Source organism: Pseudomonas sp. RA_5y_Pfl1_P24 (assembly GCF_963970945.1).
Taxonomy (GTDB): domain Bacteria; phylum Pseudomonadota; class Gammaproteobacteria; order Pseudomonadales; family Pseudomonadaceae; genus Aquipseudomonas; species Aquipseudomonas tritici.
In genome coordinates this window covers 63,955-77,306 of sequence record NZ_CAXAOJ010000001.1, presented here as the reverse complement: position 1 = coordinate 77,306, position 13,352 = coordinate 63,955, and the positions used below count along the sequence as shown (strand labels likewise).

The window sequence follows — 13,352 nt, the reverse complement described above, 5'->3', positions numbered from 1 at the left end:
ACTTTTTAATCGAATAGGAGTTCACCAATGCACGCGACGATGGAACATATGACGATATGGGGTTTGATCAGCGACGCCAGCCTGCTGGTCAAGGCGGTGATGGTCACTTTGCTGCTGGCGTCCTTACTCAGTTGGTACTTGATTATTCAGCGCGCCAGTGTGCTGCGGCGCCTGGAGCGCCAGTTGAAAGGCTTTGTGCCGCGCTTTCGTGCTGCGCCTGACCTGCAACCGCTGTACCGCGAAACTGTGCAGGCGGGCGAGGGTGGTATTGCGCCGATTTTCATCGCTGGGGTACAGGAATACCAGCATCTGCACGCTCATGATCCGGCCGTGCTGGAAGGTGTCGAACGCGCCTTGCAGGTGGCGATCACCGAGCAGGAAATCGAGCTTGAAAAAGGCCTGCAATTCCTGGCGACCGTGGGCTCGGTGAGCCCCTACATCGGCTTGTTCGGCACCGTGTGGGGCATCATGAACTCCTTTATCGGCTTGTCCCAGGTGCAGCAGGCCACATTGTCGACGGTGGCGCCGGGTATCGCCGAGGCGCTGATTGCCACGGCCATTGGTCTGTTTGCGGCCATCCCGGCGGTGATCGCCTACAACCGCTTCGCGGCGCGTGGCCAGACCTTGCTCACCCGCTACTACGCCTTCGGCAATGAACTGCAAGTGCGCCTGCACCGCACCTTGCGCGGTACGCCGATCAACCTGGCCGTGGCCGCCTGAACAAGGAGCAAGCCGATGTTAACCAGGCCGCAACGCAAGCACGGGCCCAAGGCCGAGATGAACGTGGTGCCCTATATCGACGTGATGCTGGTGCTGCTAGTCATCTTCATGGTCACCGCGCCGATGCTCACCCAGGGCGTAAAGATTGAACTGCCCAAGGTCGCCGCCGAGGCACTGGCCACCGACACCCGCCAGCAAATCCTCACGCTGTCGGTCAAGGCCGATGGCAGCTACTACTGGAACCTTGGGGGCGAACTCGACACCCAGCACCAGACCGACAGTGCCGTGAGCCTGGATGAAATGGGCGCCAAGATCTCGCAGGTGGTGGCGGCGCGCAGCGACACTCAGGTGTACATCCGCGCTGACGATAACGCCGGCTACGGACGTGTGGTATCGGCCATGGCGGTGTTGCAGAAGGGTGGTGTCAGCAACCTGGGGCTGGTGACCGAGGCCCCGCAATGACGGCGATGATCATGCACAGTCCAACATTGACGGTGGCACCCCGGGAGGCTTCCGGGTTCTGGAGAAACAGCTTCGCGGCAGGCCTGGCGGTGGCCCTGCATGTTGGCGTGGTGGCGGCGCTGATGCTGGGTTGGTCGGCCGAGAAGCCGGTGGCGGAGGCGCCGAGGGTGATGCATACGCAATTGGTGATGATGCCGCCGGCACCGGCTCCCGTGCCTGAACCGGTGGTCGTTGCAGCTCCACCAACGCCGGAGCCCGTCGTCGTGCCTGTGCCGGTGAAGCCTGCGGTTGACCCTCAGATCCAGGCGCAGACACTTGAGAAAGCCGCTTTGGCGCGCAAACGGGTCGAGGAAAAGAAGGTCGCGCAGCAACAGGAACGTTTAGCCACCGAGCAGCGCAACCGCGAGCAGGAACAACAACGCCTGACCCAGGAGCGCCTCGCCGCTGAACGCGCACGCCCCGCACCCCCGGCGCCCGCGCCTGCGTTTGACAGCCGCCAATACCAGCCCTTGAGCAAGGAAGCGCCGGACTACCCCGAGCGTGCCCTGGACAAGAACATCGAAGGCGACTGCTCGGTGGAATACACCGTCAACATTCAGGGCCGTGTGGAAAACCCCAAGGTGTTGCAGGGCTGCCACCCTCTGTTCATGCGACCGTCATTGGCGGCGGCAAATACCTTCCGCTACCAGCCAAGGATTGTCGATGGAAAACCCGTGCCCGTGCCGGCAGTGCGCAACACCTTCCACTACCGCATCAAATGATTGCTCAGAGACACCTCAATCAATGTGGGAGCTTCCTCACCGGCAACGCCATCACGGTGGTGCTCGGTGTGCTGTTCTCGGTGGTGTTTATTGCTGTGATGTTCTACTACAGTGCGTGGCTGACCTTGATTGTCCTGTTGTCGCTGCCCTTGTATTTCTTGGTATCGCTGATAGTTACACCCGTCCTGCGTGCGCGTTTGCAGGATAGCTTTGCACGCGGTGCGGAAAACCAGGCATTTCTGGTCGAGACCGTGAATGGCATCGATACGGTGAAATCCATGGCGGTTGAACCTCAGGTCGTCCGCAAATGGGAAGACCAGATTGCAGGCTACGTCGCCGCAGGTTTCAAGACCCAAAACCTTTCGGCGATTGCCAACGAGAGCGTGTTCTTTATTGGGAAACTGGTCACGGTGGCGACGCTTTGGATGGGTGCACGACTGGTGATTGACGTTCAATTGACGGTAGGCGCACTGATAGCGTCAACATGATGTCCGGCAGGGTCTCCCAACCGATTATGCGTCTGGCGCAGCTCTGGACCAGCTTTCAGCAGACCGGCGTTTCTGTGCAGCGCCTGGGGGATATTCTGAACTCGCGCACGGAAATGGCTCAGGCGGCGCGCAGTGCGCTACCACCGTTGAAAGGTCATATTGAATTTGACCAAGTGCATTTCCGGTATCGGGTGGATGGCTCTGAAGTCTTGCGCGGGATCAGCGTGCAGATCGAGGCTGGGCAAGTCATTGGCGTGGTGGGGCGTTCGGGCTCTGGAAAGAGCACGCTGACGCGTTTACTCCCGCGCTTGTATGTTCCGGAACGTGGGCGAGTACTGGTCGACGGCATGGATCTGGCGTTGGCCGATGTGTCGTCGTTGCTCAGGCAGATTGGTCTGGTGCTCCAGGACAACATGCTGTTCAACCGCAGCATTCGCGAAAATATTGCACTCACAGACCCCGGTATCGCGTTGGAGTCGGTCATGCAGGCCGCACAAATGAGCCGGCTCAATGCTCATGGTCTGTCCTTGTCGAGTAGGGATCAACACCTCCGCCGGGTAGGGGTCGGTCATGCTCGTCCAAGGTAGTGGCAGTGGCAGCCGGTGTAAAATGCCGTTTGGTTCTATCCTAATTATTAAAATAAAGAATCATATTTTGTATTTTGATTAGTAAATTGCATTTTATGCAGGGTGCGCAGTGTAAGGCTGACCGTTGATAACGTTGTATTTCCCCTTGGGCTGAGGTCTGATGGGCGCCGAATAGGGCACGTCAACGGTAGGAGATTTATGCGGGCAGAACTTGCGCAATATGGCGGCATCACCGTCATGGTTCCGGCCGCGATAATCATTGCTGTGTGGCTCCGGTATTCCAATCCTCGGGCACTTCGGACCTGGGGACTGACAGTCGGTGCCACTTACTCACTGGTTGCACTCAGCAAGGTGTTGTTCAAGGGGTGGGGCTTATCGTTTCAACACTTGGACATCGCCGTATTAAGCGGCCATGCAATGAACACGTGCCTGATGGTCACGGTGGGCGCGAGTCTGGTGGCGCGTCAGTTCAACCCGGCTTTGCGCTGGCCGGCGGCGCTGGTGGGGTTATTGGCAAGTCTGTGGTTCAGTGCCTATTGCGTCGCGCCTTATATCCATCCGTTGAATGAAGCCTTGGCTGGCGCGGTGCTGGGTGTGGGCGCGGCGCTCGTGTTTCTTTGGCGGATTGAAGCCACCCCTGTCAAGGTCTCCCCCTCGTTTATCGGTGGCGGGTTGGTGGTCTTGTTGGCCTGTGCCCTGTTGCCCAAGTACAACGCCGAGTTGCTGCTCAATCGTGTCGCAATCACGCTGTCGGGGGCCGAGCAAGCCCATCAAGAACCTTCATGGCGCTCGGATGCTGCGCACAGGAAGGCCGAGTAAGTCACCAGGTCCAAGGCCCGGTTGCTTTCCACCAGCAGTTCCAGCAACACCGTCTGCGCGTTGAAGCGCCGCACATCGTCGCGCCGCCGCGCCTTTTTCATCTGCTTGAACAGCGTATGGGTGACTTCCTGCGGGGAACTGCCGTGCAGTTGTTCAAGCCAGCGCCCGATGGCCTGGGTATTGCGCCGATACTGCGCGCCCACCGCCGGCTCGGCAAAGCCTTCGAACATAACCGTGAGTTTCCTCAGCGCATAGCGGCGGATCACATCATCCAGCAGGCTCATGGCCGTTCCTCGGTGCCGGAGATGTTCGCCAGCAACTCGGCGGTCTTGACCTGCATGAACTGGCTGTCGCCGCGGCTTTCCACGCACAGGCATACCGACAATGCGTCACTGACCTGCAACTTGAAGCGCCAATCGGCAAAGACCATGGACAACCCGGTACAGGACTCATCGCTGTCCAGCGAGTTGTCGCCATATAACAGCTGCATGCGCTCGACGACGCGCGTTGAGTTATTCACGTCAACATGAATATTTCCCGAAGAAGGAAATAGGCCAATGCGCTCTACCAATAACTTTGAAGTGTTCATGGCCGTCCCTTCGCTGTTGCAGTCAGGCGGCACTTTATTATGTAGAGGGGGAAAAGTACTGGAATGTTATTTTTCGTCGGTTAATAGGGTTTTGTTATTTTTCGTCTGCCTAGACGGGTGGTCGAAGTCGCTGGGTTGTGACCATAATCGGCTCGCTACTTGAAGTAAGGTCACCCCTTTTACTACCGGGTTAATACAGTACGGCACGTGGGAGGCAAGCCTTGTTCAATAGGATTTTGATCGTGTGTGTGGGCAATATCTGTCGCAGCCCCACGGCAGAAAAATTATTGCGCGACGCGCTTGCGCCCTCCGCCATAGAGGTCAGTTCGGCGGGGCTGGCGGCATTGCGCGACAGCCCGCTGGAGCCCACGGCTTCACAGGTACTGGAGGAGCACGGCCATACGCCGGGCTCACACAGGGCTCGTCAGCTGACAAGTGACGCGGTGAGTGATGCGGACCTTATCCTGGTGATGGAGCAGCGGCATATCGACGGGGTTCTGAGTCTCGCCCCAGAGGCTCGGGGCAAGGTGTTCCTGCTGGGTAAGTGGCAGTACAACCGCGAGATCATGGACCCTTATCGTCAAGGCAAGCCGGCTTTTGTTCACACGTATGCATTGATAGAACAAGCCGCCCAGGCGTGGGCGCAACGGCTGGTTAGTTGAACTTGCTTAGTGCAAATCAGGCAGAGTGAATAGTGCGGGTTAGTTTTATATTGGTAGTTTGAATGGTTGTTTCGTCAGGCGTCAGTGAGCGTTTGTGTATTGAGTGAAGCCGTTAAACGTGCAGGGAGCCGGGCGTCTTGCACCCTGTGCCATTCCTTGACTATTGGTTAGAAAAAAGAACTGACTTATGCAATCAGCACCCGCAATAGCGTCGCACAGCGGCGAAGAAACTGATCTGGATTTCATGATGTTGTTGGGCACACTACTGGACCATAAATGGCTGATCGGTGGAATCAGTATCGCGTTTATGGCGCTGGGTGTGGCCTATGCCGTATTGACGCCTCCCGTGTATCAAGCCACTGCGCTGGTTCAGGTCGAACCGAAGAAAGGCGACATGCTGGGCTTTTCGGATGTCGGCAGCCTGCTCGGCAAGGAGTCGCCCACGGTCACGGAAGTCGAGCTGATCCGCTCCAGGATTACCATCGGTACCGCCGTCGACAACCTCAACCTGGATCTTGACGTGAAGCCCAAGCGCTTTCCGTTGGTGGGCGACTTCATCGCGCGTCGCTTCAAGCCTGCGCAGGCGAACGCCGTGGCGAGCCCATGGCTCGGCCTGGACCGTTACGGTTGGGGCGGCGAGGCGCTGAAGTTTTCCCAATTGCGCCTCCCCGCAGACCTGTTAGGCCAGGAGCTGACGTTGACTGCCGGCAGTGGCGCCAGTTTTACCCTGTCGGACCAGGACGACACTGTTTTGCTGACGGGGCAGGTGGGTCGTGTCTACGACAGCAACGGGATCAAGCTGCAGGTCGAGGTGCTTCAAGCCAATCCTGGTGCGCAATTCAGCGTGGTCCGGTCACCGCGTCTCACCAGCATTCTGCGCTATCAGAAACTGCTCGACGTCGCGGAGCGTGGCAAGGAATCGGGGATTGTCGGCCTGGCGCTGGAAAGCACCCAACCTGCTGCAGCCGTCCAAGTGCTGAACGAAGTGGCGCGTATCTATGTGCGCCAGAATATCGACCGCACGTCCGCAGAGGCGGCCCAAAGCCTGGCATTCCTCAAGGATCAGTTGCCACAGGTACGCAAGGACGTTGAACAGGCTGAGACGGCGCTGAATCAGTTTCAGATCCGCAATAAAACCATCGATATCAGCCTCGAAGCCAAGGCGATTCTTGACCAGATCGTTGCACTGGACGCCAGCATCTCGGAACTCAAGATGCAGCAGGCCGAGATCGAACGAAAGTTCACCCCGCAGCATCCGGTGTATCGCGCGCTGCTCACGCAATTGGCAGAACTCACGGCACGTCAGAATGAACTGGCCAAGAAGGTCGAGAGCCTGCCTACCACTCAGCAAGAGCTGCTGAGCCTGACCCGGGACCTGAAAGTCAGCACAGAGATCTATACGCAATTACTGAACAAGTATCAGGAATTGGATGTGATGCGCGCTGGCACGGTCGGTAACGTGCGCCTGATTGACACCGCGGATGTCGACGTGAGAAACCCGATCAGACCGCAAAAGGCGTTGATCGTGGTGATCGCCACGCTACTCGGAGCCTTCGTCGCGATTGCACTGGTGCTGTTTCGCAAGGCGCTCAATCGCGGGGTCTCCAACCCTAATGAACTGGAAAAACTCGGTTTGCCGGTCTATGCGGCAATACCCTTCAGCACCCTCCAGAAAGACATGGATCAGAAGCTCTTTCGGGGTGGTAAGCCAGATTCGACGCAACTGCTGGCCCTCAGCAACCCCACCGATCTTGCTATTGAAGGGCTGCGCAGCCTGCGCACGAGTCTGCATTTCGCGATGCTGGAAGCCGGCAACAACCGCCTGATGATTTCCGGGCCCAGCCCGCAGGTCGGCAAGACATTTATCTCGTCGAACCTGGCAGTCGTGGTCGCCCAATCGGGCCAGCGCGTGTTGCTGGTGGATGTGGACATGCGCAAGGGCTACTTGCACAAGGTCTTTGGGGTGCCTGCTGGAAACGGTCTGTCCGACCTCCTGGCTAAAAGCTGCGAGCTCACTTCGGCCATCCACCACACCGCGGTGGAGAACCTTCACGTCATTAGTCGTGGGCACATACCACCGAACCCATCGGAACTGTTGATGCACGCCAACTTCAGCGAGTTCCTGGAACACGTCAGTGCGCTCTATGACCTGGTGATCATGGATACGCCGCCGTTTCTCGCCGTCACCGATGCAACCATCGTCGGACGCCAGTCAGGCACCAATCTGATCGTGGCCCGCTTCGAGCTGAACTCCGCGCGGGAAGTGGAATTGACGATGCGTCGCTATCAGCAAAACGGGATCGAACTCAAGGGCGCGATTTTCAACGGCATCGAGAAGCGCTCATCCGCCAAGTACGGGTACGGCGCCTACAGCTACTACCACTACGAGTACAAGTCGGACAGCGTTTGATCCTGGACGGCAGGCAATTCAAGTCCAACGCAGAGCACGCCCACCACTGGCCGCAGGTTCAAAGAGAAACGCTATGAAAGTTACAGTTTTTGGCATTGGTTATGTGGGACTGGTCCAAGGGGCGGTACTCGCCGAAGTCGGTCACGACGTGCTGTGTGTCGATATCGATGCCCATCGGGTCGAACGCCTCAAACAGGGGCAAATCCCGATTTACGAGCCTGGCCTGGAGACCCTTGTCAGGGAAAACCACACGGCCGGTCGCTTGAACTTCACCACTGATGCCGTGGCCGCCGTAAAGCATGGCGAAGTGCAGTTTATCGCGGTCGGCACGCCGCCAGATGAAGATGGTTCAGCTGACTTGAAGTATGTGCTGACGGTCGCCGAGACCATTGGGCAGCATATGCAGGCGCCACTGACCATCATCGATAAGTCCACTGTTCCGGTGGGCACGGCCGACAAGGTCAGTGCGTGCGTCGCCGCCATGCTCGCCTTGCGTGAACGCACCGACTTGACCTTCGATGTGGTGTCCAACCCGGAGTTTCTCAAAGAAGGCTGCGCGGTGGCTGACTGCATCAGGCCGGACCGTATTGTCATCGGCACTGCCAGCCGGCATGCGGAAGAGGTGATGCGCGAGCTCTATGCGCCATTCAATCGCAACCGCGAAAAGATCATCGTGATGGACGTGCGCAGCGCTGAATTGACCAAGTACGCCGCCAATTGCCTGCTCGCTACCAAGATCAGCTTCATGAACGAGATGGCCAACCTGGCCGAGAAACTGGGTGCGGATATCGAGATGGTCCGCCAGGGGATCGGTTCCGATCCGCGCATCGGCTATCACTTTCTCTACGCGGGCGTGGGTTACGGCGGGTCGTGCTTTCCAAAGGATGTGCAGGCGTTGATCCAGACCGCCGAGACCATCGACTTCGATGCCACGCTGCTCAAAGCGGTGGAGCGGCGCAACATCGAACAGAAGAATAGCGTGTTCAACAAGCTATCCACGCACTTCAATGGCGAGCTGGCAGGTAAAACCTTCGCGCTCTGGGGGCTCAGCTTCAAACCCAATACCGATGACATGCGCGAGGCGCCAAGCCGCGTGTTGATGGAAGCACTGTGGCGTGCCGGGGCAAAAGTGCAGGCCTTTGATCCGGAAGCCATGGAAGAAACCCAGCGCATTTATGGCGATCGCGATGACCTGCGCCTGTGCGGCACCAAGGAGGCCTGCCTGAAAGGCGCCGACGCCTTGATGATCGTGACCGAGTGGCAAGTCTTCAAGGCGCCGGACTTCACGGTGATCAAGCAGCAGCTCAAGCAGCCGCTGATCTTTGACGGGCGTAACCTGTTCGACCCCGCCAGTGTGCTGAAGAAAGGTATTCACTACGTATCCATTGGGCGACCTCTCAACCCGGTATAGGCCTCCCATGAGTGTGCTTAAAAGAATCGTCAGCGGCATTGGTGCCAACTCGTTTGGCCAGGTGGTGAACCTGCTGATCCAGTTGGCGAGTGTCCCGGTGCTGATTGCCAGTTGGGGGTTTGGCGCCTACAGCGAATGGGTTGTGCTGTCGGCGATCCCGACCTACCTGGCGTTGTCTGACCTGGGCGTGACCACGGCGGCTTCGAGCAAGGTGGTGATCTGGCACGAGCGCGGCCGGTTGAAGGTCGCGAGTGCGATCTACAGCACCAGCTTTGCGTTTTTGTCATTGGCGGGGCTCAGCATGCTGTTGCTGGCCGTGGGATCTCTGGCGTTTTTTGACCTGTTCAGCTTGCTCAATCTCAAGTCGATCAGAAGCGGCGAGGGGGTGCAGATTCTCTCGGCCCTTACGGTCTATTCGCTGCTTTGCCTGTTTACCAACATGATCTCGATACGTTACCGGGCCTATAAGGCGTTGCCGTTGTCGGCATTCATCATGAACCTGATCCGGATGCTCGAATGGTCGGCCGCCTTATTGTGCGCCTACCTCACCCATAGCCTGGTCGCCACCAGCCTGGTGCTGTTGGCCGTGCGTGCGATTGGCATCGTCAGTAAAAACCTGATTGCCAACCGGTTGGGAATCACCTTGCGATTCAACCCGTCAGCGATCCGCCGGCGCGCGTTCGTGACCTTGATCAAACCGTCGCTGGCCTCGCTGGCCTTTCCGATTGGCCTGGCGCTGAACGTGCAGGGGCTGATCATCCTGTTGTCGGTGCTGCTGTCGCCTGCCCACGCGGCGATATTCGGCTTGTACCGGACGATTTCCAGGGTGCTGGTGCAATTCTCAACCGTGGTCAACCAGTCCCTATGGCCAGAGATTTCCTATGCATTTTCCATCGGTGACAACCAATTGGTCAGGAAAATGATCCGTTACGCCTTGAAATTCTCACTGCCCATTGCCTGTGTGATGGGCGCGCTGGTGGTGGCATTCGGCGGGACGATATTTGATGTGTGGTCGGGCCGCAAAGACGATTACTCCTCCAGCATCATGCTTGTGCTGATTATCGGTGCGCTGACGCACGTAGCCTGGCAGGTGTACTGGGTGGCCCTGATGGCTACGGCGTCCTATTCGTCCTTTGCCGTGGTGTTCATGCTGGTGTCGATCGCTAGCATTCTGGCGGTGTTTTGCCTCGCACAAGACTACGGGCTGCTCGGCGTCTGCTATGTGCTGGTGGCCACTGAAGTGGTGCTGTTCTGCTTCGCCAAGCGCGGTTTCCATCGTCTTGAGCTGAGGATGGCCCGTGCTGATTAATCACCTGATCCGCCATCGTTTGAAAGTCAGCCTGCTGCAGCCGGATGGGCTCAAGTACCTGGCCAAGCGCGTTCTGCTGCTGGGCCGCTTACTCAAGGCCAATAGCCGGCAGCGTGCGTTGCGCCGCCAGGGTGCCACGCTGGGTTCGTTAGTGATGATCAACGCGGTGGAGTTTGAAGGCGCCGTTGCACGTTTCAGCGTCGGCAGCGGCAGCTTTATCGGCAAGCGCACCTTTATCCAATTGCATGCCCCTGTGCGCATTGGGGCACATGTGGCGATCAACGAAGGTGTGCGGATCCTGACGGGCACCCATGACCTGGATGATCCCGCCTGGCGGTTGAAGGTCGCACCGGTGGTGATCGGCGATTACGCGTGGATCGCCACTGACGCGATGATCCTGCCGGGGGTGACGATTGGTGAAGGTGCCGTGATCGGCGCGGGCAGTGTGGTCGGCCGCGATGTGCCGCCCTACACCGTCGTGGCCGGCAATCCGGCGCGGCTCATCCGGTCGCGTGCTACGCCGAGGTTCACTTACAGCCCGGTCCGGTCAAGTGCCGTCGTCGAAGCATGGATGGGTAAATAAGATGATCCTGGTCGCCCATCCCGTCGGTAATCAGAATGTCCGCGCATTGCTGCGCGCGTTGAATCAACGCCAGTTGCTGCATTCCTTTCATACGTCGTTGGCACTGCACAAGGACTCGTTTCTCTGCCGCCTGCCGGTGGTGGGCAAGGAGTGCCTGCGGCGTACGTTTGATCAGGTTGACGGCGCCTTGCTGCACAGCTACCCGCGCTACGATGTGCCGCGCGTGCTCTGCGACAAATTGAAGTGGTATCGCCTTACACAGCGCAACACTGGAATATTCTGCCCGGAAAATGTCTACAACCACATTGACCAGGCCAGTGCCAACTTCCTGTACAGGGCACCGCGCAAACCCAGCCAGGTGTATGGCTATGATGGCAAGTGCCTGGGCTTGTTCAACGCCGCCCGGGATATCGGAGGCATCACCCTCAATTACGAGGCGGCCTTCGGCTCCATCGCCTACGCGTGCAGGATGCTCGACCATGAGCGCGAGGCCAACCCGGCCTGGCGGGCTAGCATTCCGAACATCAGCGACAGCACCCTGCGCAAGCAGACCGCCGAACTTGAATGGGCGGACCGGATCATTGTGGCGAGTACGTTTGCCAAGCGAACCCTGGGTGAGTACGGCATTGCCCCGGACAACGTCGCGATCACGCCCTATGGGGCACCTGCGCCGATGCTGCGGCATCAGGTCAATACACGGCCAGGTGCGCGGTTGAAAGTGATTTATGTCGGTGCGCTGACCCAGCAAAAGGGCATCTCGTATTTTTTCGACGCGCTGAATCTCGCGGCGAGCAGCGTAGCCCTGGACGTGACCGTGATCGGCGGGGACTACGCCAACGGTCGCAACCAGGCGCTCAATACCGAGTTGAAGAAGTATCAGTGGTTCAGCTCTGCATCCCACGATGACGTTATTCGCCACTTGCTGGAGGCAGACGTTTTGGTCTTGCCGTCACTTGCCGAGGCGTTTGGCCTGGTGGTGGGTGAAGCGCTGTCCACGGGGACGGCAGTCATTGTGTCGCAGAATTGCGGCGCGGCAGACCTGGTCGTCGAGGGTTTCAACGGCTACGTAGTGCCGATCCGGTCTGCCGACGCCATTGCCAACCATCTGGTCGCACTGGCCGAGTCCCCGGACAAGCTAAATGCGATGAAGCACAACGCGGTGTTGTCTGCCGGTGGCACGACGTGGGAGAGCTACGCGAGGGAGGTGATGGATGCAATCCTATGCCAACCCTGAACGGGTCAGCCTGCATGAGCGCTACCGGGTGCGTGTGGTCAGTGCGTTCGTGCTCATCTACCTGTTCATTCTGTTCGAAGGGATCTTGCGCAAGTGGGTGGCGCCGGGCCTCAGCTCGGTTATCTACTTCATCAAGGACCCGATCGTCATTTACATCTATTGGTGCGCCTACAGGTTCGGCTTTTTTTCGAAAAACCTGGTGTCGGCTTACTTCGTTGTGCTGGTCATCGTGTTCTTTGTGCTGGTGTCGGCGTTTTTATTGAGCAGCCCCGAAGGCTTCGTCATTTACGGCTACGGCGTGCGCAACTACCTGCTGTATTTCCCGTTGATATTTGTCGCCGGCAAAACCCTCAAGCTGACGGATGTCTACCGGTTTGCGCGTATTACGCTGTTCGCGGCGATCCCGATCAGTGTCCTGGTTGTGCTGCAGTATTCGTCCGGGCCCCAGGCTTATGTGAACAAAGGCATTGGCGATGATGACTTCATCTTCATGATTGCCGACGGCGTCGTTCGGCCATACGGCACCTTTACCTTCACCGCCGGGCATGTGGTGTATGTGTCGGCCTGCTTTGCGTTTCTGGTCGCGGTGATATTCGACAAAGCCTTGTTCCGCGCAGTGTTCGCGCGGCGCTATGTGCTCTTCGCGGCCTCAGCGGCAGCAGTGGCGGTGATGTGTTTCCTGACGGGGTCCAGGGCCATCTACGCGTACGCGGCGATAGTGCTGTTGGCCGCTTTGGCAGTCGCCTTGATCAAGAAGTCGCAACGCAACCTGTTGTCGTTGTTTTGCCTGGTCGGTGCGTTGTTTGTCAGCCTGTTGATCTTCATGTCCACCGACAGCTACCAGGTGCTGGTTGAGCGAAACCGGAGTGCGGTGGCCAGTGAGGGTTCGCCGGTCACCCGTGCGTTCTCCAGCCTGTACGCATTCACCCGCGTGGTCGACGACGCCCCGCTGTGGGGGCACGGAATCGGATCAGGCACGAATGCCGCCTCGACGATTCTGCGCGCAGGGCGAGAGCAGGGCGCAGGCTTTTTATTGGCCGAAGATGAATGGTCACGGATCGTGCTGGAAATGGGGCTTCCCGCAGGGCTGATGTTCATCCTGTTCAGGGTATTCCTCCTGCTTTGGTTGCTGCTCAAGTCCTATAAGGCGCTGGTCAGGCAAGGCACAGGTGTGCCGTTGCTGCTGTGCGGTTTCCTGGCGCCGATCTTGTTCAACGGGGTCATGACCATGCAGGGCACTTTCCTGGCATTTGGCGTGCTCTACGCCTGCCTGATTGTCGCGGCCTGCAAGAAAACCTGAATCAACTTAACGCATCA

13 protein-coding genes and 1 pseudogene are annotated in these 13,352 nt (G+C 58.4%); 12 read left to right on the top strand and 2 right to left on the bottom strand.

The window, feature by feature from the left end:
* The first annotated feature begins 27 nt into the window (after positions 1-27).
* The 5 genes and pseudogenes from tolQ (at position 28) to AACY30_RS00370 (ending at position 3,837) form a co-directional block, all read left to right on the top strand.
* Positions 28-720 (top strand): protein TolQ, encoded by a 693-nt coding sequence (tolQ, locus tag AACY30_RS00390; protein ID WP_339428483.1) that lies wholly within the window; start codon positions 28-30, stop codon positions 718-720.
* Between the two features lie 15 nt (positions 721-735).
* Positions 736-1,182, top strand: coding sequence for a protein TolR (tolR, locus tag AACY30_RS00385; protein ID WP_339420414.1), 447 nt, complete (start codon positions 736-738; stop codon positions 1,180-1,182).
* Positions 1,179-1,943, top strand: coding sequence for an energy transducer TonB (locus AACY30_RS00380; protein WP_339467273.1), 765 nt, complete (start codon positions 1,179-1,181; stop codon positions 1,941-1,943). The genes tolR and AACY30_RS00380 overlap by 4 nt, the downstream gene beginning before the upstream one ends.
* A 23-nt stretch (positions 1,944-1,966) precedes the next feature.
* A pseudogene (locus tag AACY30_RS00375) lies at positions 1,967-2,926 on the top strand (ABC transporter transmembrane domain-containing protein); the annotation flags it as partial.
* A 290-nt stretch (positions 2,927-3,216) separates the two neighbouring features.
* Positions 3,217-3,837 carry a hypothetical protein gene (locus tag AACY30_RS00370; RefSeq protein WP_339539361.1) on the top strand — a complete coding sequence of 207 codons (621 nt, stop codon included), beginning with the start codon at positions 3,217-3,219 and terminating at the stop codon, positions 3,835-3,837.
* Here the strand turns inward: AACY30_RS00370 and AACY30_RS00365 are convergent.
* Both AACY30_RS00365 and AACY30_RS00360 read right to left on the bottom strand, forming a co-directional pair.
* Positions 3,789-4,121 (bottom strand): hypothetical protein, encoded by a 333-nt coding sequence (locus tag AACY30_RS00365; RefSeq protein WP_339539359.1) that lies wholly within the window; start codon positions 4,119-4,121, stop codon positions 3,789-3,791. The two genes, AACY30_RS00370 and AACY30_RS00365, sit on opposite strands and share 49 nt — an antisense overlap.
* Entirely contained in the window at positions 4,118-4,426 is a 309-nt protein-coding gene (locus AACY30_RS00360; protein ID WP_339539357.1) for a phosphomannomutase, read from the bottom strand. The genes AACY30_RS00365 and AACY30_RS00360 overlap by 4 nt, the downstream gene beginning before the upstream one ends.
* 221 nt (positions 4,427-4,647) lie before the next feature.
* Here AACY30_RS00360 and AACY30_RS00355 point away from each other — a divergent pair, with 221 nt between their 5' ends.
* The 7 genes from AACY30_RS00355 to AACY30_RS00325 all read left to right on the top strand — a co-directional run bounded on the left by AACY30_RS00355 (position 4,648) and on the right by AACY30_RS00325 (position 13,335).
* Positions 4,648-5,088, top strand: a complete 441-nt coding sequence (locus tag AACY30_RS00355) for a low molecular weight protein-tyrosine-phosphatase (RefSeq protein WP_339539356.1) — start codon at positions 4,648-4,650, stop codon at positions 5,086-5,088.
* 187 nt (positions 5,089-5,275) lie between these two features.
* On the top strand, positions 5,276-7,498 hold the full coding sequence (locus AACY30_RS00350) for a polysaccharide biosynthesis tyrosine autokinase (RefSeq protein WP_339539354.1): 2,223 nt from the start codon (positions 5,276-5,278) through the stop codon (positions 7,496-7,498).
* 73 nt (positions 7,499-7,571) lie between these two features.
* Positions 7,572-8,909 carry a UDP-glucose dehydrogenase family protein gene (locus tag AACY30_RS00345; RefSeq protein ID WP_339539353.1) on the top strand — a complete coding sequence of 446 codons (1,338 nt, stop codon included), beginning with the start codon at positions 7,572-7,574 and terminating at the stop codon, positions 8,907-8,909.
* A 7-nt stretch (positions 8,910-8,916) separates the two neighbouring features.
* Positions 8,917-10,218: a lipopolysaccharide biosynthesis protein gene (locus AACY30_RS00340; protein WP_339539352.1), complete on the top strand. Its 1,302-nt coding sequence runs from the start codon at positions 8,917-8,919 to the stop codon at positions 10,216-10,218.
* The gene (locus tag AACY30_RS00335; protein ID WP_339539351.1) at positions 10,208-10,801 is read left to right on the top strand and encodes an acyltransferase; all 594 of its coding nucleotides are present in this window, start codon (positions 10,208-10,210) and stop codon (positions 10,799-10,801) included. Before AACY30_RS00340 ends, AACY30_RS00335 begins: the two co-directional genes overlap by 11 nt.
* Position 10,802: 1 nt before the next feature.
* Positions 10,803-12,035 (top strand): glycosyltransferase family 4 protein, encoded by a 1,233-nt coding sequence (locus AACY30_RS00330; RefSeq protein ID WP_339539349.1) that lies wholly within the window; start codon positions 10,803-10,805, stop codon positions 12,033-12,035.
* Positions 12,013-13,335, top strand: coding sequence for an O-antigen ligase family protein (locus AACY30_RS00325; protein WP_339539347.1), 1,323 nt, complete (start codon positions 12,013-12,015; stop codon positions 13,333-13,335). Before AACY30_RS00330 ends, AACY30_RS00325 begins: the two co-directional genes overlap by 23 nt.
* Positions 13,336-13,352: the final 17 nt, after the last annotated feature.